This window comes from Thioclava litoralis, from assembly GCF_045278885.1.
GTDB lineage: Bacteria > Pseudomonadota > Alphaproteobacteria > Rhodobacterales > Rhodobacteraceae > Thioclava > Thioclava litoralis.
The window spans coordinates 338554-357876 of record NZ_CP135443.1 but is presented as its reverse complement, the minus strand read 5'-3'; the positions used below and the strand labels follow the sequence as shown (position 1 = coordinate 357876).

The 19323-nt window shown below is 62.3% G+C and carries 16 protein-coding genes; all 16 read left to right on the top strand.

What is annotated here, in order from left to right; all coding sequences use genetic code 11:
- Positions 1-49 precede the first annotated feature (49 nt).
- The 16 genes from ftsW (at position 50) to RPE78_RS01600 (ending at position 19292) form a co-directional block, all read left to right on the top strand.
- Positions 50-1219, top strand: a complete 1170-nt coding sequence (gene ftsW, locus RPE78_RS01675; protein WP_339107791.1) for a putative lipid II flippase FtsW — start codon at positions 50-52, stop codon at positions 1217-1219.
- Between the two features lie 11 nt (positions 1220-1230).
- Positions 1231-2334: a UDP-N-acetylglucosamine--N-acetylmuramyl-(pentapeptide) pyrophosphoryl-undecaprenol N-acetylglucosamine transferase gene (locus RPE78_RS01670; protein ID WP_339107790.1), complete on the top strand. Its 1104-nt coding sequence runs from the start codon at positions 1231-1233 to the stop codon at positions 2332-2334.
- On the top strand, positions 2331-3761 hold the full coding sequence (murC, locus tag RPE78_RS01665) for a UDP-N-acetylmuramate--L-alanine ligase (RefSeq protein WP_339107789.1): 1431 nt from the start codon (positions 2331-2333) through the stop codon (positions 3759-3761). Before RPE78_RS01670 ends, murC begins: the two co-directional genes overlap by 4 nt.
- A gap of 294 nt (positions 3762-4055) precedes the next feature.
- Positions 4056-4322, top strand: a complete 267-nt coding sequence (locus RPE78_RS01660; RefSeq protein ID WP_339107788.1) for a DUF2484 family protein — start codon at positions 4056-4058, stop codon at positions 4320-4322.
- Positions 4323-4413: 91 nt separating this feature from the next.
- A complete protein-coding gene (gene murB / locus RPE78_RS01655) occupies positions 4414-5337 on the top strand; it encodes a UDP-N-acetylmuramate dehydrogenase (RefSeq protein ID WP_406721677.1) in 924 nt (307 codons plus the stop codon).
- Between the two features lie 86 nt (positions 5338-5423).
- Positions 5424-6347: a D-alanine--D-alanine ligase gene (locus RPE78_RS01650; RefSeq protein WP_406721055.1), complete on the top strand. Its 924-nt coding sequence runs from the start codon at positions 5424-5426 to the stop codon at positions 6345-6347.
- Positions 6335-7300, top strand: coding sequence for a cell division protein FtsQ/DivIB (locus RPE78_RS01645; RefSeq protein ID WP_406721054.1), 966 nt, complete (start codon positions 6335-6337; stop codon positions 7298-7300). The genes RPE78_RS01650 and RPE78_RS01645 overlap by 13 nt, the downstream gene beginning before the upstream one ends.
- 25 nt (positions 7301-7325) lie before the next feature.
- Entirely contained in the window at positions 7326-8660 is a 1335-nt protein-coding gene (gene ftsA / locus RPE78_RS01640) for a cell division protein FtsA (RefSeq protein ID WP_339107784.1), read from the top strand.
- Between the two features lie 258 nt (positions 8661-8918).
- Positions 8919-10703 carry a cell division protein FtsZ gene (gene ftsZ / locus RPE78_RS01635; RefSeq protein WP_339107783.1) on the top strand — a complete coding sequence of 595 codons (1785 nt, stop codon included), beginning with the start codon at positions 8919-8921 and terminating at the stop codon, positions 10701-10703.
- 281 nt (positions 10704-10984) lie between these two features.
- Positions 10985-11905, top strand: coding sequence for a UDP-3-O-acyl-N-acetylglucosamine deacetylase (gene lpxC / locus RPE78_RS01630; RefSeq protein ID WP_406721053.1), 921 nt, complete (start codon positions 10985-10987; stop codon positions 11903-11905).
- A gap of 261 nt (positions 11906-12166) precedes the next feature.
- Positions 12167-13021 carry an outer membrane protein assembly factor BamD gene (locus RPE78_RS01625; protein WP_339107781.1) on the top strand — a complete coding sequence of 285 codons (855 nt, stop codon included), beginning with the start codon at positions 12167-12169 and terminating at the stop codon, positions 13019-13021.
- A gap of 36 nt (positions 13022-13057) precedes the next feature.
- Positions 13058-14710 carry a DNA repair protein RecN gene (gene recN, locus RPE78_RS01620; protein WP_406721052.1) on the top strand — a complete coding sequence of 551 codons (1653 nt, stop codon included), beginning with the start codon at positions 13058-13060 and terminating at the stop codon, positions 14708-14710.
- Positions 14711-14824: 114 nt separating this feature from the next.
- On the top strand, positions 14825-16225 hold the full coding sequence (locus RPE78_RS01615; protein ID WP_406721051.1) for an FAD-binding oxidoreductase: 1401 nt from the start codon (positions 14825-14827) through the stop codon (positions 16223-16225).
- Positions 16222-16629, top strand: coding sequence for a YybH family protein (locus RPE78_RS01610; RefSeq protein WP_406721050.1), 408 nt, complete (start codon positions 16222-16224; stop codon positions 16627-16629). Before RPE78_RS01615 ends, RPE78_RS01610 begins: the two co-directional genes overlap by 4 nt.
- Positions 16630-16986: 357 nt before the next feature.
- Positions 16987-18090, top strand: coding sequence for an ABC transporter ATP-binding protein (locus RPE78_RS01605; RefSeq protein WP_406721049.1), 1104 nt, complete (start codon positions 16987-16989; stop codon positions 18088-18090).
- Positions 18091-18179: 89 nt separating this feature from the next.
- Entirely contained in the window at positions 18180-19292 is a 1113-nt protein-coding gene (locus tag RPE78_RS01600) for an extracellular solute-binding protein (protein WP_339107776.1), read from the top strand.
- Positions 19293-19323 lie beyond the last annotated feature (31 nt).

Here is a 19323-nt window from a genome sequence, read left to right as displayed (position 1 = left end):
AGACCCGGAAAACGGGCATTTTTTCGAGGCAGTACGGCAGTAACAGCCCATGACAGATATGGTTTTCGGCACCGCGCCTTCGCGCGTCGGTGAACCTGTACTTCCACGCTGGTGGCGGACCCTTGACAAATGGGCGCTGTCTTGCGTGTTGATCCTGTTCGGGATCGGGATGCTTCTCGGGCTTGCGGCCTCGGTGCCGCTGGCCGAGAAGAACGGTCTTGAGGCGTTTTACTATGTGAAGCGTCAGGCCTTCTTTGGCGGTGCGGGCATCGTTGCCATGCTGCTGACCTCGATGATGAGCCCGCGTCAGGTGCGACGTGTGGGCGTGCTGGCCTTCTTTGCCTGCTTTGCCGCCATTCTGGCCTTGCCCTTCGTCGGCACGGATTTCGGCAAGGGGGCGATCCGCTGGTTCTCGTTCGGTTTTGCATCCGTGCAGCCTTCGGAATTTCTCAAGCCCGCCTTTATCGTGACCGCAGCATGGTTCATGGCGGCGGCCCATGAGATCGCAGGCCCGCCCGGTCGGCTATATTCCTTCATCCTGATGGTCATCATCGTGCTGATCCTTGCGATGCAGCCCGATTTCGGTCAGGCCTCGCTGATCCTCTTTTCGTGGATGGTGATGTATTTCGTCGGGGGCGCGCCGATCATGCTGCTTGTCTCGATCGGGGGGCTGACAGCCATCGGGGGCTTTACCGCCTATAACCTTTCCGACCACTTTGCCCGCCGTATCAATGGCTTCCTGTCCTCGGAGGTCGATCCGCGTACCCAGATCGGCTATGCCACCAACGCCATTCAGGAGGGCGGCTTCTTTGGCGTGGGCGTGGGCGAGGGCACAGTGAAATGGTCGCTGCCCGATGCGCATACCGATTTTATCATCGCGGTCGCGGCGGAAGAATACGGCCTGATCCTCGTGCTGATCATCATCGCGCTCTATGCCACGGTCGTCATGCGCTCGATGCTGCGTCTGATGCGCGAGCGTGATCCCTTCACCCGTCTGGCAGGCTGTGGTCTGGCCGCGGCGTTCGGGGTGCAGGCCTTTATCAATATGGGCGTGGCTGTGCGTCTTCTGCCTGCAAAGGGCATGACGCTTCCCTTTGTCAGTTATGGCGGTTCGTCGATGATCGCCTCGGGGATTGCCGTGGGCATGTTGCTCGCGCTGACCCGCTCGCGCCCGCAGGGGCAGATTTCGGATATTCTGGCGCGCAACAAACGCGGTTGAGAGGGGCTGGCATGACACAGGAGGCGGCACCTCTATTGCTGATCGCGGCAGGCGGCACGGGGGGGCATATGTTCCCCGCGCAGGCTCTGGCCGAAGAAATGGTGCGCCGTGGATGGCGTGTGAAGCTTTCCACCGACGATCGCGGCGCGCGCTATGCGGGCGGCTTTCCGCATGTGGTTCAGGTGGAACAGGTCAGCTCGGCGACGTTTTCGCGCGGGGGCCTGCTGGCGCGTCTGCTGGTGCCGCTGAAAATTCTGGGCGGTATCGCCTCGGCGGTGGGGCGCAACCTGCGGGACAAACCTGCCGCTGTGGTGGGCTTTGGCGGCTATCCGACGATTCCGGCATTGGCTTCGGCACAGTTGCTGGGGCTGCCGCGTGCGATCCATGAACAGAATGGCGTGATGGGCAAGGTCAACCGCAAATTCGCCCCCAAGGTGAATGCGGTGGCCTGCGGCACCTGGCCGACCGACCTACCTGCCGGTGTGCGGGCAATCCATACCGGAAATCCGGTGCGCGGGGCCGTGCTGGAGCGGGCAGGGGCCCCCTATATCGTGCCGGGAGACTATCCTATGTCGCTGCTGGTGATGGGCGGGTCACAGGGCGCGCGCATCCTGTCGGATGTGGTGCCTGCCGCACTGGCCCTGCTGCCGCCCGAGATCCGGCGCAATCTGCGGGTGGCACATCAGGCGCGGCCCGAAGATCTGGAGCGGGTGATTGCCGCCTATGAAGAGGCAGGGATCACCGCCGAGGTCCAGTCGTTTTTCAATGATGTGCCGCGCCGTCTGACCGAGGCGCAGCTTGTGATCTCGCGCTCGGGGGCGTCTTCGGTGGCCGATATCTCGGTGGTCGGGCGTCCGGCTATCCTGGTGCCTTTCGCCGCCGCTGCGGGCGACCATCAGAGCGCCAATGCCAAAGGGTTGACCGAGGCCGGTGGTGCGATTGTGATCCCCGAAAGCCGTATGACCCCGGAGACCTTGGCCGAACAGGTGGCCCTGGTGCTTGCAAACCCCGAGGGCGCCTTGCAGATGGCGCGCGCAAGCCAGAGCTATGGCATCACCGATGCCACGGCACGGCTTGTGGATATGGTGGAACAACTGACAGGAGACGCGCGATGAACGCGACGAAACTACCCGGTGAACTTGGCCCGATTCATTTCATCGGCATGGGTGGGATCGGCATGTCTGGCATCGCCGAAGTGCTTTTGACCCAAGGCTTTACGGTGCAGGGATCGGATGCGAAAGCCTCCAAGATCACCGACCGGCTGCAAGAGCTGGGCGCCACTTTCTATGAGGGCCAGCGCGCCGAGAATATCGGCAATGCGGGGGTCGTGGTGATTTCTTCCGCGATCAAGCGCGGCAATCCCGAGCTGGAAGAGGCGCGCAAGCGTGGCCTGCCGGTTGTGCGTCGCGCCGAGATGCTGGCCGAGCTGATGCGCTTGCGTTCGAATATCGCGATTGCGGGGACGCATGGCAAAACCACCACCACGACGATGGTGGCCACCCTGCTGGATAAGGGCAATTTCGACCCGACCGTGATCAATGGCGGGGTGATCCATGCCTATGGCTCGAATGCGCGGGCGGGCGAGGGCGAATGGATGGTGGTCGAGGCCGATGAATCCGACGGCTCGTTCAACCGGCTTCCGGCGACGATTGCGATTGTCACCAATATCGACCCCGAGCATATGGAGCATTGGGGCAATTTCGATGCCCTGCGCAAAGGGTTCTACGATTTCGTCTCGAATATCCCCTTCTACGGGCTGGCGGTCTGCTGCACCGACCACCCCGAGGTGCAGACGCTTGTGGGCAAGCTGACCGACCGTCGTGTGACGACCTTCGGATTTAACGCTCAGGCCGATGTGCGCGCGCTGAACCTGCGCTATGAACGCGGGATCGCGCATTTCGACATAGCCCTTCAGGGCGAGGAACATGACGAGGCCGGCCGCGCCAAGCTGATCGAGGGCTGCACCCTGCCGATGCCCGGCGACCATAACGTGTCCAATGCGCTGGCGGCTGTGGCCGTGGCCCGCCATCTGGGCATGAAGCGCGACGAGATCCGCGAGGCGCTGGCCAATTTCAAGGGCGTGAACCGCCGCTTCACCAAGGTGGGCGAGGTTCTGGGCGGCGTGGCGATCATTGATGATTACGGCCACCACCCCGTTGAAATCGCAGCCGTTCTGAAGGCGGCCCGTCAGGCTGTTTCGGGCACGCCCGGCGCGCGGGTGATTGCTGTGCATCAACCGCACCGCTATTCGCGCCTGCATTCGCTGTTTGATGATTTCTGCACCTGCTTCAACGAGGCCGATGTGGTGGCCATCGCCGAGGTCTATTCGGCGGGCGAGGACCCGATCGAGGGCGCGACCCGCGAGGGCCTTGTGGCGGGGTTGATCCAGCATGGTCACCGCCATGCCCGCGCGATCCTGTCCGAGGACGATCTGGCGCGGCTGGTGCGTGAACAGGCGCGCCCCGGCGATATCGTGGTCTGCCTCGGGGCAGGGACAATTTCGACTTGGGCCAACGGGCTTCCGGCAAAGCTGGGCGCCTGATCTGTTTCGTCGACCTTTGAAGGGGGTGGGCGTTTGACAAGTGTGGCGCATGCCGTCGGAAACCGGCGTATTGCGCGTTGAAAAACAGAGACATGATTTGTCTCTGGACGATGTCCGGGCTGTCCGCCGGTCAGGATGTCGCACTGGGCCGGTCTGTCATGGGCCGGCCATTTCTTGCCAGCAACCCGATTGCAGGGGGGCAGCATCTGTTTTCCGGCAGCCGGACCCGACGCGGGGTCCCGTCACCAGAGACCCGAAGTCCAAGGCCGATATCAGAGGAATGGAGCCGTCATAATGTCACTCTCGCTCACCCTTGCCTGCCTATGGGGCGTCTTTGCCTCGGTTCTGGCGATGGGGCCGCAACGTTGGCACTGGGTCGCGGCTTGGGTGCTGATTGTGACGGGGGTGCCGATCCTCGGGGCGGTGACCTATCAGCAGGGGCCGCTTTGGGGCTTGGTGGTGCTGGCGGCGGGGATGTCGGTCCTGCGTTGGCCGCTGCACCGGCTGATTGCCCGCCTGCATGCCGAGCCGCGTCCGGCGGACAACCGTCAGGACGCCTGATCGCGATCCGCCTTTCGCGATAAATCGGGATAAATAGCGCGAGGGCTTGCCGTGCTGACAGGGCTTCGCTAGGAACGCCTGTATGACCGATATGCTTTCTCCCTCTTCCTATCAGCCGCGCGGTGCCCTGACGCCGCAGCGCGCATTGTCCGAGCTGACATGGCTGCGTGTGGGTGGTCCGGCCGATTGGCTGTTCCAGCCTGCCGATACGGACGATCTTTGCGCGTTTCTGGCGGGGCTGCCGGAGACGGTTGCGGTGTTTCCGATGGGCGTCGGCTCGAACCTGATCGTGCGGGATGGCGGGCTGCGCGCCGTGGTGATCCGTCTGGGCCGTGGCTTCAACGGGATCGAGATCGAAGGCACGCGCATTCGGGCGGGCGCTGCGGCGCTGGATGCGCATGTGGCCCGTAAGGCGGCAGCAGGCGGCGTGGATCTGACCTTTTTGCGCACCATTCCTGGCTCTGTCGGCGGCGCGGTGCGGATGAATGCCGGGTGCTATGGCACCTATGTGGCCGACCATCTGGTGGAAATCGGTGTGGTCACGCGAGCGGGGGAGGCACGTCGCCTTCATGCGGCCGATCTGCATCTGGCCTATCGCCAGAGCGCGCTGCCGGAAGGCTGGGTGATCACCGATGCCGTGTTCGAGGGGCTCCCCGCCGAGCCCGCCGATCTCGAAGCCCGCATGGCCGAACAGATCGCCAAGCGTGACGCCTCCCAGCCCAGCAAGGAGCGCAGCGCAGGCTCGACCTTCCGCAATCCGTCGGGGTCCAGCTCTACGGGGCGGGCCGATGATGTGCATGATCTCAAAGCGTGGAAAGTCATCGACGATGCCGGAATGCGTGGGGCCCGTCTTGGCGGGGCGCAAATGTCTGAAATGCATTCCAACTTCCTGATCAACGTGGGCGGTGCCAGTGCCGCCGATCTGGAAGGTTTGGGGGAAGAGGTCCGCAAAAAGGTTTTGCTCAACAGCGGAATTGAGCTACAGTGGGAAATCATGCGCGTCGGAGAAAGATAAGGCCATAGAAGAAGGGCCGTCTTTTGGCAGTAACCGATGGGCTTAACCAAAAGCGCAAAACGGGGAAAACCCCGACGAGGCAAAGTATGGCGGGTAAGTCGAGCAGGACGACCCAGCTTGTGGCGGTATTGATGGGTGGCGCGTCCGCAGAGCGGGATGTGTCTCTTTCTTCTGGGCGCGAATGCGCCATCGCCTTGCGGGCTGCGGGATATGAGGTGATCGAGGTCGATGCTGGCCCCGATCTGGCGCAGCGTCTCACCGAAATCGAACCGGATGTCGTCTTCAACGCGCTGCATGGCCGCTGGGGCGAGGATGGCTGTGTGCAGGGGCTGCTGGAATGGCTGCGTCTTCCCTATACGCATTCGGGGGTGCTTGCCTCGGCCATCGCGATGGACAAGGACCGCTCGAAGCAGGTCTATGCACAGGCCGGTCTACCGGTGGTCGACAGTGTGATTGCCGCGCGCGACGAGGTGCGTAAGCGCCATGTCCTGCCGCCGCCTTATGTGGTCAAACCCAATAATGAAGGCTCCTCCGTCGGCGTCTATATCGTGCAGGAGGCGGCCAATAGCCCGCCGCAGCTTTCCGATGACATGCCCGAAAGCGTCATGGTGGAAACCTATGTGCCGGGGCGCGAACTGACCTGTGCCGTGATGGAAGACCGCGCCTTTTGCGTGACCGAGATCGTGACCACCGGCTGGTATGACTATCAGGCCAAATATTCGGCAGGTGGCTCGCGTCATGTCTGCCCCGCCGATATTCCCGAAGAGATCGCGACGGCCTGTCAGGATTTTGCGCTGCGGGCGCATAAGGCGCTTGGCTGCCGCGGTGTCTCGCGCACCGATTTCCGTTGGGATGACACGCGCGGATTGGCGGGGTTGTTCCTGCTGGAAACCAATAACCAGCCCGGTATGACGCCGACATCGCTGGTGCCGGAACAGGCGATGCAGGCGGGGATCGACTTTCCTGCGCTGTGCCGCTGGATGGTGGAGGATGCCTCATGCGGAAGGTAGGGGCGTCGCATGATCCGTCCAAGGCGGATGCGGGCAAATGGGCGGGCACACGCGCGGTTGGCGGTGCCTCGCGCAGCCAGCAGGGCCAGCTTTACGTGCGCCGCTCGTCGCGCCGCAAGGACCCTGCCCCCTCGCGTCTGGCCTTCCGGCTGAACCGGCTCTGGCTGACGCCCATCGTGCGGTCGCTGACCCGTATCGGGGTGCCTACTTTCGCCGTGGTGCTGGGGCTGGGGATCTATTTCGGGGATTCCGGTCGGCGCGCGGATATGCTGCAGACCTACGAGGATATCAAGGCCTCGATCCAGAACCGTCCCGAATTCATGGTTAATGAACTCAAGGTCGAGGGGGCAAGCCCCGAGGTCGAGCGGGCGGTCTATACGATGCTGCCGACCGGTTTGCCGGTCTCTTCCTTCAATATCGATCTGGACCAGTATCGCGAGACGATCATGCGGCTGGATGCGGTGGCGGATGCCTCGATCAGCATCAAATCCGGCGGGGTGCTGGATGTGGTGGTGACCGAACGCACGCCGGTGATTTTGTGGCGCACGGCGACGGGGCTGGAGATGCTGGACCACGGGGGGCATCGCGTTGCGACGCTGATCGACCGTGCCGCGCGCTCCGATCTGCCGTTGATTGCCGGTGTCGGTGCCAATCAGGCGGTGCCCGAGGCGTTGGCGATCCTGAAGGCAATGGGGCCGCTTCTGCCCAAAGCGCGCGGTCTGATCCGTGTGGGCCAGCGGCGTTGGGACATTGTTCTGGAGGGAGATCGCCGCGTGATGCTGCCGCAGGATACGCCGGTACAGGCGGTCGAGCGGCTTCTGGCGATGAATACCGCCGAAGATGTGCTTGCCCGTGATTTTACGCGGATCGATTTGCGTGACAAGGATCGCCCCACGATCCGGCTGACACCCCATGCGATGGAAAGTTATCGCGCCATCGCCCATAATTACTGAGCCATAGCTACCGAGATTGCATCCTATGCCCGATTTTTACCAAGCCCAGAGAGCGATGCGCAATATGCGCAAGGCCGCGATGCAGCGCGGTGTTGTTGCGCTTCTGGATATAGGCACATCGAAGATTGTGTGCTTGGTGCTGAAAATCGAAGGGCCGAGCGGTCTGGCAGAGATGGAGGGCGGCGGGCCTCTGGCGGGGCAGGCGGGCTTCAAGGTGATCGGTGCGGCCACCACACAATCGCGCGGGGTCCGCTTTGGCGAGATCGACACGATGGCGCAGACCGAGCGGGCGATCCGCACCGTGGTGCAGGCCGCGCAGAAGAAGGCCGCAATCCGTGTGGATCATGTGATTGCCTGCTTTGCGGGCGGCGAACCGCGCAGCTACGGGCTGACCGGCCAGATCGATATTGCCGGAGATCAGGTCACGGGGCAGGATGTGGGCCGCGTGCTGGCCGCCTGTGATGTGCCTGATTTCGGGGCAGGGCGCGAGGTTCTGCATGCCCAGCCCGTCAATTTCGCGCTTGATCACCGGTCGGGCCTGTCGGACCCGCGTGGCCATGCGGGGCGCAAGCTGGCAACCGATATGCACCTGCTGACGGTGGACGGGTTCGCGCTGCAGAACCTTGTGAATGCGATCCGACGCTGCGATCTGGAGCTGGCCGGTGTGGCAAGCTCTGCCTATGTGTCGGGCGTGGCCAGCCTTGTCGAGGATGAACAGGAACTGGGGGCCGCCTGCATCGATTTGGGCGGTGGCGCGTCGGGCCTGTCTATCTTTATGAAAAAACACATGATCTACTCCGATGCCGTGCGCATGGGCGGTGATCATATCACCTCCGATATTTCGGCGGGGCTTCAGGTTTCGGGCCAGTTGGCCGAGCGGCTGAAGACAATTCATGGCGGGGTCCATGCGACCTCGATGGATGACCGCGAGCTGATCGAGCTTTCCGCCAATTCCGGCGATTGGGAAAAGGACAGCCGCACCGCCACCCGCGCCGAGCTGATCGGCATCATCCGGCCCCGCGTCGAGGAGATCTTCGAGGAGATCAAGGCGCGGCTGGATGTGGCGGGCTTCTCGCATATGCCCAGCCAGCAGATTGTGCTGACGGGCGGCACCAGCCAGTTGCCCGGTATTGACGGTATGGCGGCGCGAATCCTCGGCCATAACGTGCGCTTGGGGCGGCCGCTTCGCGTGCAGGGGTTGCCGCAGCAGGCGACATCTGCCGGTTTTAGCGCCATTGTCGGTCTGGCGCTGCATGCGACCAACCCGCAGGACGAGTGGTGGGATTTCGAGATCCCCGTCGACCGGCTGGGCGGGCGCAGCTTCCGCAGGGCGTTCCGCTGGTTCAAGGATAACTGGTAAAGCCCAGAGGCTTGCGCGCCAATCTTAATGTTGACGTAACTGTATCTGCCGCGAAAGCTAGGTCTTCCGGGGTGTTTTTTGTCATTCTACCATATCCGGAGAACTGCGCGAAATACCGCTGAGTCGCGCTTCGATCTGCCCAGATTTTGTGTCTTAACCGTGTTTTTCGCGTGACGACGCGTCGTTTTCTGGTAAAATAAGGGTAATTTTTCAAACGGCCGGGACAGGGCCAATCACCAAAAAAACAGGCGGACCTCTATGACCTTGAACCTCATGATGACCGATCAACAGGATCTGAAGCCGCGGATTACCGTCTTCGGCGTTGGTGGCGCTGGGGGCAACGCCGTCAATAACATGATCGAACAGGCGCTGGAAGGCGTGGAGTTCGTTGTTGCCAATACCGACGCGCAGGCGCTCCAGCAATCCAAGAGCCAGGCGCGCATCCAGATGGGGATCAAGGCGACCGAAGGTCTGGGCGCGGGCGCGCGCCCGTCTGTGGGTGCGGCTGCGGCCGAGGAGACGATCGAAGAGATCGTCGACCACCTTGCAGGCGCGCATATGTGCTTCATCACCGCCGGTATGGGCGGCGGCACCGGCACCGGTGCGGCACCGATCATCGCGCAGGCCGCGCGTGAGCTGGGCGTGCTGACCGTTGGCGTCGTGACCAAGCCCTTCCAGTTCGAAGGCACCAAGCGCATGCGTCAGGCCGAAGAAGGTCTGGAAGCGCTGCAAAAGGTTGTGGATACGCTGATCATCATCCCCAACCAGAACCTGTTCCGCCTTGCCAACGAAAAGACCACCTTCACCGAAGCCTTCGAGATGGCCGATGATGTGCTCTATCAGGGCGTGAAGGGTGTGACCGACCTCATGGTCCGTCCGGGCCTGATCAACCTCGACTTCGCGGATGTTCGCGCCGTGATGGACGAGATGGGCAAGGCGATGATGGGCACCGGCGAGGCCTCGGGCGAAGATCGTGCGATCCAGGCGGCAGAGAAGGCGATTGCCAACCCGCTCTTGGACGAGATCTCGCTGAAAGGCGCGAAGGGTGTGCTGATCAACATCACCGGCGGTTACGACCTGACCCTGTTCGAACTGGACGAAGCGGCCAACCGTATCCGCGAGGAAGTCGATCCGGATGCGAATATCATCGTCGGTTCGACCCTCGACCCCGATATGGATGGCATGATGCGCGTGTCGGTTGTGGCAACCGGTATCGACGCTCTGGCCGCTCCGGCAGAAGTTCCGGTGCCGCGTCGCACTTTGGCAGAGCCGCTGCGCAATCCGCAGGAAGCGGCCGAAGAAGCCCGCGCGGCTGCTCCGCATGTGCAGGAACCGGCTCCGGCCCCGCGTCAGCCGCAAGTTGCCGTGACCTCGGCCCAGCCCGTTCAGCAATCGCGCGGCTATCAGGCCCCGCAGCACCGTGCCGCACAGGAATACCGTCCGGCACAGGCGGAGATGCGCCAGTCGGCCCCGCAACAGGCCGAGCGTCATTACGAGCAGCCGCGTCAGGCCGCAGCCCAGCCGCAATACGAGGCACCCGCTGCCCAGCCGCAATATCGCCAGCAGCAGCCGCGCGCCCAATATGCCGCGCCGCAGGAAGAGCCGCAGCAGGCCCCGACCTACCAGTCGCGTCAGCCGCATTATAACGAAGCTGCCGAAGAGGCCGCCGAATATGTGGCCCCGCGTCCGCGTCAGCCCGGTCAGCCCTCGCCCGAGGCGCTTGCCCGTCTGCAGGCCGCTGTGAACCGTCAGCCGGCACAGGGTGTGGCTCCGCAGCAACCGCGTCAGGGCATGGCCGCAGAGCGCGCGCCGCAGCCGCAGGCCGAGAAGCCGCGTTTCGGGATCAACTCGCTGATCAACCGCATGACCGGCCACGCACATGATGCGCAGCAGCCCGCGCAGCAACCGGCCCGTCAGCAGCCGCGTGCTCAGGCGCCCGCACCACAGCAGCCGCAGGCCCGCGCGGAAGACTATGATGACGAGCAGACCAATGATCAGGATCGCATCGAGATTCCGGCCTTCCTGCGCCGTCAGGCAAACTGATCGGTTTGAAATGTCTCGGTGAGAAACGCCAATCGCGCCGATCTTGCTGAAAAATTTCGATCACAAAATGCATAAAATAGGCCGGGTTTTCCCGGCCTATTTTCTTTTTTATTCAGGGGGTTGTAGGGTGCTTGGCGGGGTTCCGCTACGGCGTGTGGTTAATGTTTCATTCTGTTGCAAAGAGTGAGTTGAGAAAGTCGCAGGTTTTTCTTAACTGATGTTGCGATGGAACGAGGGACAACTTTCAACCGTTCGTCGCTAAGAATCGAAAGGAATTGATCGTGCAGACCAGCCTTGCAAAACCCGTGAGCTTCGATGGTGTCGGCCTCCACAAAGGCCAGCCCGTGCGCATGCGTCTTTTGCCTGCGCCCGCCGATCATGGCATCGTGTTCAACCGCGTGGATGTGACGGACCGTAACGGTCTGATCGCGGCCCGTTGGGATAATGTGACCAATGCCCGCCTTTGCACCCTGATCGAAAACGAAGACGGGATCACCGTCTCGACGATCGAACATATCATGGCCGCTCTGGCCGGTTGCGGCGTGCATAATGCGCTGATCGAAATCGACGGGCCGGAAGTGCCGATCCTTGACGGATCGTCGGCCCCCTTCGTCAAAGGCATCCGCGCTGCCGGTCTGGTGGAAGTGGGCGGCCAGTTGCGCGCCTTGCGTATCCTGCGCCCCGTCGAGGTGACGGAGGGCGAGGCATGGGCGCGGCTGGAACCCAACCGCACGCTCGAGATCGATTTCTCGATTGATTTCACCGACAAGGCGATCGGTCATCAGCACAAACGTCTGGGCATGTCCAACGGCGCTTTCGTGCGCGAGTTGATGGATAGCCGCACCTTCTGCCGCCGTGCCGATGTGGAGATGATGCAGAAGAACGGTCTGGCCCTTGGCGGCACCTATGACAATGCGGTCGTGATCGATGGCGACAAGGTGCTTAGCCCCGGTGGCCTGCGCCACAAGGACGAGGCGGTGCGCCATAAGATGCTGGACGCGCTTGGCGACCTTCTGCTGGCAGGCGGGCCGATTCTCGGGCGCTATGTGGGCAACCGCTCGGGGCATGCGATGACCAACAAGCTGCTGCGCGCGGTCTTCGCCACGCCTGGCGCCTACGAGTGGGTCGTGCTTGATTCCGAAGCGGCAGACGCCACCCCCGGCGCGGGCGTCTGTATGCCGCATCTTTTCGCCGCCCAGTAACGGATCCTGTGGGTTCGCGCCGCTTTGCGGCATGGCGCTCTTGCGATTGTGAAGCCTTCATGCGCTTGTGTGCATGGAGGCTTTTTCATTTGTCACAGTGATGCTTGGCTTCTCAATGCGTTGACGCTAGGAAGGTGCAGTGAAAGGCGTTTTGCGCAGCCGATTGTTCTGTGTTAAGCGGTGTTGAACGTTACTGCCCTCGGGCAGATCAGGAAGAGATCCCGCCCATCGGGGCAGGGCAAGAATGGGATAGGGCAGGGCATGATGCACGGCAAATCAGCGGCTACAAGGGTCGGGTGTCTCTTGCTGGTGGCGACCCTCGCTGCCTGTTCGGGCAAAGGCGACAGCCCCAAGGATGTGCCTCTGGACAACTTCACCGCGCAGCAGATCTACGAGCGCGGCGAATACGAGCTGGAAGTGGGGAACCCGCGCCGTCCGACGGATGCGCTGCATTACTTCCAAGAGGTCGAGCGCCTTTATCCCTATTCGGAATGGGCGCAGCGCTCTGTGATCATGCAGGCCTATGCCCAGCACCGCGCGAAGAATTACGAAGAGGCGCGCTCGACCGCGCAGCGTTATCTTGACACCTATCCGGGGTCGGAAGATGCGCCCTATGCGAAATATCTTCTGGCGCTGAGCTATTACGACCAGATCGATGAGGTCGGTCGCGATCAGGGCCTGACCTATCAGGCGCTGCAGGCGCTGCGCGAAGTGATCGAGCAATATCCCGACAGCGATTATGCGCGCTCGGCAATGCTGAAATTCGACCTTGCCTTCGACCATCTGGCGGGCAAGGAAATGGAGATCGGTCGCTATTACCTCAAGCACGGCAATTACACGGCGGCCATCAACCGCTTCCGTGTCGTGGTCGAGCAGTTCCAGACCACGACCCACACGCCCGAGGCGCTGGAACGTCTGGTCGAGGCCTATCTGGCTCTTGGTCTGACCGACGAGGCCCAGACGGCGGCGGCGATCCTTGGCCATAACTTCCAGTCTTCGCCCTTCTACGAAGACGCCTACAAGCTTTTGCGTGCCAAAGGGCTTGAACCGGAAAACAAGGGCGATAGCTGGCTTTCAACGATTTACCGCCAGGTTATCAAGGGGCAGTGGCTGTAAGCCCGCGCCCCGACTGGCCCTATAGCGGGACCACCCATGCTGCGCAGCCTTGAGATTCGCGATATCCTCATCGTGGAACGCACCGAGTTGGACTTCGGTGCGGGGCTCAATGTTTTGACGGGCGAGACAGGGGCGGGGAAGTCGATCCTGCTGGACTGTCTGGGCTTTGTGCTGGGCTGGCGGGGGCGTGCCGAACTGGTGCGCAAAGGGGCCGAACAGGGCGAAGTCACCGCCGAGTTCGACCTGCCCGAGGGCCATCCGGTGCGCGATATCCTGCGCGAGGCCGATCTGCCCGAAGATGACGCGCTGATCCTGCGCCGTGTGAACCGCGCTGATGGCCGCAAGACCGCCTATGTCAACGACCGCCGTGTGACGGGCGAGGTGCTGCGCCGGATCTCGGCGTCGCTGGTGGAGCTGCATGGGCAGCAGGATGATGGCGGTTTGCTGAATGAAAAAGGCCACCGCGCGATGCTGGATGCCTTCGCCGAAAACGCCCCGCTTCTGGCGCAGGTTACGGCGGCGTGGAAAGATCGTTCTGCGGCGCGCAAGGCCCTGTCGGCGGCGCAGGCCGCATTGGCCGAGGTGCAGGCCGAGGAAGAATTCCTGCGTCATTCGGTGGCCGAGCTGGACAAGCTGGACCCTCAGCCGGGCGAGGAAGCGACCCTTGATACCGAGCGCCGCGTGATGCAGCAGGCCGAGAAGATCCGCTCGGATGTGGCGCGCGCCTTGCAGGCCTTAGGGCCGGAAGGGGCCGAAGGGCTGATGCGCGAGGCCGACCGCTGGCTTCAGGGTGCTGCCGATCGTGCCGAGGGGCGGCTCGATCAACCTCTCAGCGTGCTGGAACGCGCGCTGATCGAATTGGGCGATGCCACGCAAGGCGTGGAAGAGGCGCTGGATGCGCTCAGCTTCGACCCCTACGCGCTGGAAGCCACCGAAGAGCGTCTTTTTGCCATTCGTGCTTTGGCCCGCAAACATGGGGTGCAACCCGATGATCTGGGTGATTTCGCCACCGGACTGCGCGCGCGGCTTGAGGCGCTGGATGCAGGCGAGGGCCGGATCCGCGATCTCGAATCGGCCGTGACCAAGGCCGATCTGGCCTATCGCGAGGTGGCCGACAGGCTTGGTCTGGCGCGGCGCAAGGCGGCCACCCGTCTCGATCAGGCGATGGCGGCGGAACTGGCACCGCTGAAGATGGAACGCGCGGTGTTCGAGACCCGCGTGTCGGCGGGAGAACCCTCAGTGGAAGGGTCGGATAATGTGGCCTTCACCGTGGCCACCAACCCCGGTGCGCCTGCGGGGCCGTTGAACAAGATCGCCTCGGGGGGTGAGCTTTCGCGCTTCTTGCTGGCGCTGAAGGTGGTGCTGTCGAAAGGCGCTGATGCGCTGGTGCTGATCTTTGACGAGATCGACCGCGGGGTGGGCGGGGCCACTGCCGATGCTGTGGGCCGTCGTCTGGCGCGGGTGGCCGAAGAGGCGCAGGTGCTGGTGGTGACCCATTCGCCGCAGGTGGCCGCAAGGGGCGCACAGCATTTCCGCGTGCAGAAACGGGTGGAAGGTGGGATGACGCTGTCCGAGGTCGTGCCGCTGGATGAGACCGAACGCCGCGACGAGATCGCCCGTATGATCGCCGGTGCCGAGGTAACAGATGCCGCCCGTGCCGCCGCAGCCGAGCTTCTGGGGGCGGGCTGATCCCCGCCGAAAGGCCGGTTTGCACAGCCGCTCTGCATGCGGAATCTGGTCCGTGGGGCTTTTCTCTTGCCGGTTCCGGGCCTAGAACCGTGGGCAAAGATCCGGAGACAGATTATGGCATATGATGCAGCCCTCGACGCCCTAAAATCCCTGCTGGGGGACCGGTTGAGCCTGACGCAGGCCGATCGCGACCTGCATGGCCAGAATGAAACCTGGTTCGCCCCCGCGCCGCCCGATGCGGTGGCCTATCCCGCCACGACCGAAGAGGTGTCGCAGATCATGAAAATCTGCACCGCCCATAAGATGCCGGTGGTGGCTTGGGGCACGGGCACTTCGCTGGAAGGGCACGCACTGGCAATTCATGGCGGGCTCTGTCTGGATATGAGCCGGATGGATAAGCTGGTCGAGCTCTATCAGGACGACATGCAGGTCCGCGTCCAGCCCGGCATGACGCGCGAGGTGCTGAACACCGAACTGCGCGCCACGGGGCTGTTCTTCCCTGTCGATCCGGGGGCGAATGCGTCCTTGGGCGGCATGGCCTCGACGCGGGCCTCGGGCACCACCACGGTGGGCTATGGCACGATGAAGGATAACGTGATGGGGCTGGAGGTCGTGCTGGCCGATGGCACTATCATCCGCACCGGCTCGCGCGCGCGGAAGTCTTCGGCGGGCTATGATTTGACCGCGCTGATGCTGGGCTCGGAAGGCACGCTGGGGATTATCACGGAACTCACGCTGAAACTGCATGGCCAGCCCGAGGCAGTCTCTTCGGCGGTCTGTGCTTTCGACACCCTGCATGCGGCGGTGGAAACCGTGCAGATGGTGATCCAGATGGGCATCCGCATGGCGCGGATCGAGTTTGTCGATGCGATGACCGCGCAGATCTTCAACAAGATGAATGGCACCGACCTGCCGGAAAAACCGCATCTGATGATCGAGTTCCACGGGTCCGAGGCGATGGTGGCCGAGCAATCCGAACGCTTTGGCGAGGTGGTCACCGAGATGGGCGGCGCCAATTTCGACTGGGCCACCACCGCCGAAGACCGCACGCGGCTGTGGCGGATGCGTCATGGCGCCTATCCGGCCTGTATCGCCTATCGTCCGGGCTGTATGGGGCTGGTGACCGATATCGTGGTGCCGATCTCGCGTCTGGCCGAAGCGGTCGAGGACACCCGCCGCGACATTGATGCGGCAGGGCTGGTCGGCCCGATCCTTGGCCATGTGGGCGATGGGAATTTCCACTCGGTTCTGATGCTGGATCGCAACGACAAGGATGAATTCAAACGCGCCAAAGAGGTCGCCGCCAAAATGTCCGAGCGCGCGCTGTCGATGGGCGGGACGGTGACCGGCGAACATGGTATCGGCATGGGCAAGCTGGCCTATATGGAGGCCGAACATGGTGCGGCATGGCAGGTCATGGGCGCGATCAAACAGGCGCTCGACCCGTTGAATATTCTTAATCCCGGCAAGATGGTGCCGGACCAGACCAAGGCCGTCAGGGAGGCTGCTGAATGATCTCTTCCATCGAGGTTCCGTTTCCGAGCCCCGAAGATTTGCCGCGCGCGTTCACCCGCGCGTGGAGCTCGAAGGACGCGCGGCTTATGGCGTCTTTCTTTACCGACGATGCCGATTTCCTCGGGCTGACGGGGGAAGCCGCCGACGGGCGCGCACAGATTGCCGAATTGCTGGCGGGCGAGCTGGCAGGGGCGTTCTCCCGCGCGAGGCTGGTCACCGGCAAGGTGCGTTTCCGGCCTGTGGGGCGCGATGTGGTGATTGTGCAGCAACGTTTCGTGCTGTCAGGCATCATCAATGCCGATGGCTCGGATGCCGGACGGGTCGGGGCGGTGTTCATTTCGGTCATGACACGCGCGGGCACCGGCTGGTTGATCGTTTCGGGCCAGTTCGTGGTTGAAAGCTAAGGCGGGGGCCCTGCGGGGCCTCCGAATCCCCCTGATCCCGCGCGATGGATCCGGCTTGTAAGACGCTGTGGCAATGCGCGTCTGGGGCGAAATGATCCGACAGATTTTCCGCTTAATATTATAGACGTTTTTAAACTGCACTTTCGATGGGCGATGAATAGGTGCCAAAATGGTCGCTTCACGCATCAAAATGGCCGTATTTTGACCAGACACTTTCCGCATTGACCGGCCGTTCACCGGATTTTGCCTTCTTTCCAAGCGAAGGGTTGAAATAAAGGCAGAGCCTTGGTTAGGTTGGCTCACGGGAATGTAAAAACAATAAACCGAGATAAATCCGACGGGGAGCCCGATTTGGCTATGAACAGTGACAACGGCGGATTCGTCGTTTTCGACCGCGTGCAAAAAAGCTACGACGGTGAGAATCTGGTCGTAAAAGACCTCAACCTGTCCATCGGAAAAGGCGAGTTTCTGACGATGCTCGGGCCGTCAGGCTCGGGCAAGACGACCTGCCTGATGATGCTTGCAGGCTTCGAGACCGCGACCAATGGCGAGATTCGTCTTGGGGGAACTAATATCAACAACGTGCCGCCGCACAAGCGCGGAATTGGCATGGTGTTCCAGAATTATGCGCTTTTCCCGCATATGACGGTGGCCGAAAATCTGGCCTTCCCGCTGGAAGTGCGCAAAATGGGCAAGGCCGAACGCGAGGCCAAGATCAAGCGCGCGCTGGATATGGTGCAGATGGGGGCGTTTGCCAACCGTCGTCCGGGCCAGATGTCGGGCGGTCAATGCCAGCGGATCGCGCTGGCGCGGGCGCTGGTCTTCGATCCCGAGCTGGTCTTGATGGACGAACCGCTCGGAGCGCTCGACAAGCAGCTGCGCGAGCATATGCAGTTCGAGATCAAGGCGCTGCACGAGAACCTTGGCATCACCGTCGTCTATGTGACCCATGATCAGGGCGAGGCGCTGACCATGTCGGACCGCGTGGCGGTATTCAATGATGGCCGCATCCAGCAGCTCGCGCCGCCCGACGAGCTGTATGAACGCCCCAAAAACAGCTTCGTGGCGCAGTTCATCGGTGAAAACAACCGCCTGCCGGGCAAGGTCGAAACCCTCGACAAGGCGGCGGGGCTGTGCACCATCCGGCTGCAGAATGGCGAGCTGATCGCGGCGACGGCGGTCAATATCCGCCATGAGGGGCAGGACACGCTGGTGTCGATCCGCCCCGAACGTATCGAATTCGACCCCGCTCGTATGGCGCCCGACTGGCACCTGATCGAGGCCGAAGTCCTTGATGTCGTTTATATGGGCGATATCTACCGCACCGTCCTGCGCGTCGCGGGCACGGAAGATTTCGTGATGAAGACCCGTAATACACTGGGCGCCTCGATGCTTCCGAAAGGCCAGAAGATCAAAATCGGCTGGCACCCTGATGATGCACGGGCACTCGACCCTCTGTGATCGAATTCTTAACCGCGGGCGGCGCAATCTGCCTGTGGACCGTCTAGGGACGACGGGAACACCTGACCTTTTTCAACGGGAGAGACTACATGACTTTCAAGAAAGCCCTTCTGGCGAGTACCGCCGCGGCTCTGTTTGCCGCGCCGCTCTCTGCAGAGGAGATGGCCAATTCCATGACGATCGTGTCTTGGGGCGGGGCCTACCAGAACAGCCAGAACAAAGCCTATGTTGAGCCCTATCTCGCCGAAAATCCCGGTTTGACCGCCCATTGGGATGAATCCTCCAATGAGGCCGTGGCCAAGCTGCGCGCAATGAACGAAGCCGGTAACGTGACCTGGGATCTGGTCGATGTCGTGGCCTCCGACGCGATCCGGCTGTGCGATGAAGGGCTGGCCGCCGAGATCGACCCCGAGACCGATCTTGTCAAAGGGGCCGACGGCTCCAGCGCCGAGGATGATTTCGGGGATCTGATGGTGTCGGACTGCTTCATTCCGCAGATCGTCTATTCGACCACCGTCGGGTACCGGACCGATATGGTGCCCGAAGGCACCGATCCGCCGACCGATATCTGCGCCCTGTTCGATACCAAAACCTATCCGGGCAAGCGCGCGCTCGAGAAGCGTCCGATCAACAATATGGAATGGGCGCTGTATTGTGACGGCGTCGCCAAAGACGATATCTACGATGTTCTGGAGACCGATGAAGGTCAGGAACGCGCCTTCAAGAAGCTCGACACCATCAAGAAGGATGTTGTCTGGTGGTCCGCCGGTGCCGATACGCCGCAGCTTCTGGCCGATGGCGAGGTCTTCATGGGCTCCACCTATAATGGCCGTCTCTTCTCGGTCATCGAAGAGCAGCATCAGCCGGTGGCCATGCTCTGGGATATGCAGGTCTTCGATATCGATGGCTGGATCATTCCGGCAGGGCTGCCCGCCGACCGTCTGGCGCGCGTGAAGGACTTCATCAAGAAGGAAACCACCACCGAGGCTCTGGCCCGCGAGGCCAGCTATATCTCCTACGGTCCGGCGCGGGCCTCTTCGGCACCGCTGGTTGGCAAACACGCGACGCTGGGCATCGATATGGCCCCGCATATGCCGACCGATCCGGCCAATGCGAAAAACACCCTTCTGTATAACTACGAATGGTGGGCCGATTACCGCGACGATCTGGATGCCAAGTTCCAGGCATGGCTCGCGCAGTAAGCGCCTGACATCATGACCATTCCGGGGGCCG

Bases quoted from the DNA above. Each gene is read 5' to 3' on its own strand.
- RPE78_RS01645 (WP_406721054.1), top strand. From the start codon at position 6,335: ATGCGGAAGGTAGGGGCGTCGCATGATCCGTCCAAGGCGGATGCGGGC.
- murC (WP_339107789.1), top strand. From the start codon at position 2,331: ATGAACGCGACGAAACTACCCGGTGAACTTGGCCCGATTCATTTCATC.
- ftsW (WP_339107791.1), top strand. From the start codon at position 50: ATGACAGATATGGTTTTCGGCACCGCGCCTTCGCGCGTCGGTGAACCT.
- RPE78_RS01625 (WP_339107781.1), top strand. From the start codon at position 12,167: ATGATGCACGGCAAATCAGCGGCTACAAGGGTCGGGTGTCTCTTGCTG.
- ftsZ (WP_339107783.1), top strand. From the start codon at position 8,919: ATGACCTTGAACCTCATGATGACCGATCAACAGGATCTGAAGCCGCGG.
- ftsA (WP_339107784.1), top strand. From the start codon at position 7,326: ATGCCCGATTTTTACCAAGCCCAGAGAGCGATGCGCAATATGCGCAAG.
- RPE78_RS01615 (WP_406721051.1), top strand. From the start codon at position 14,825: ATGGCATATGATGCAGCCCTCGACGCCCTAAAATCCCTGCTGGGGGAC.
- RPE78_RS01650 (WP_406721055.1), top strand. From the start codon at position 5,424: ATGGCGGGTAAGTCGAGCAGGACGACCCAGCTTGTGGCGGTATTGATG.
- RPE78_RS01670 (WP_339107790.1), top strand. From the start codon at position 1,231: ATGACACAGGAGGCGGCACCTCTATTGCTGATCGCGGCAGGCGGCACG.
- RPE78_RS01600 (WP_339107776.1), top strand. From the start codon at position 18,180: ATGACTTTCAAGAAAGCCCTTCTGGCGAGTACCGCCGCGGCTCTGTTT.
- recN (WP_406721052.1), top strand. From the start codon at position 13,058: ATGCTGCGCAGCCTTGAGATTCGCGATATCCTCATCGTGGAACGCACC.
- RPE78_RS01610 (WP_406721050.1), top strand. From the start codon at position 16,222: ATGATCTCTTCCATCGAGGTTCCGTTTCCGAGCCCCGAAGATTTGCCG.
- RPE78_RS01605 (WP_406721049.1), top strand. From the start codon at position 16,987: ATGAACAGTGACAACGGCGGATTCGTCGTTTTCGACCGCGTGCAAAAA.
- murB (WP_406721677.1), top strand. From the start codon at position 4,414: ATGCTTTCTCCCTCTTCCTATCAGCCGCGCGGTGCCCTGACGCCGCAG.
- RPE78_RS01660 (WP_339107788.1), top strand. From the start codon at position 4,056: ATGTCACTCTCGCTCACCCTTGCCTGCCTATGGGGCGTCTTTGCCTCG.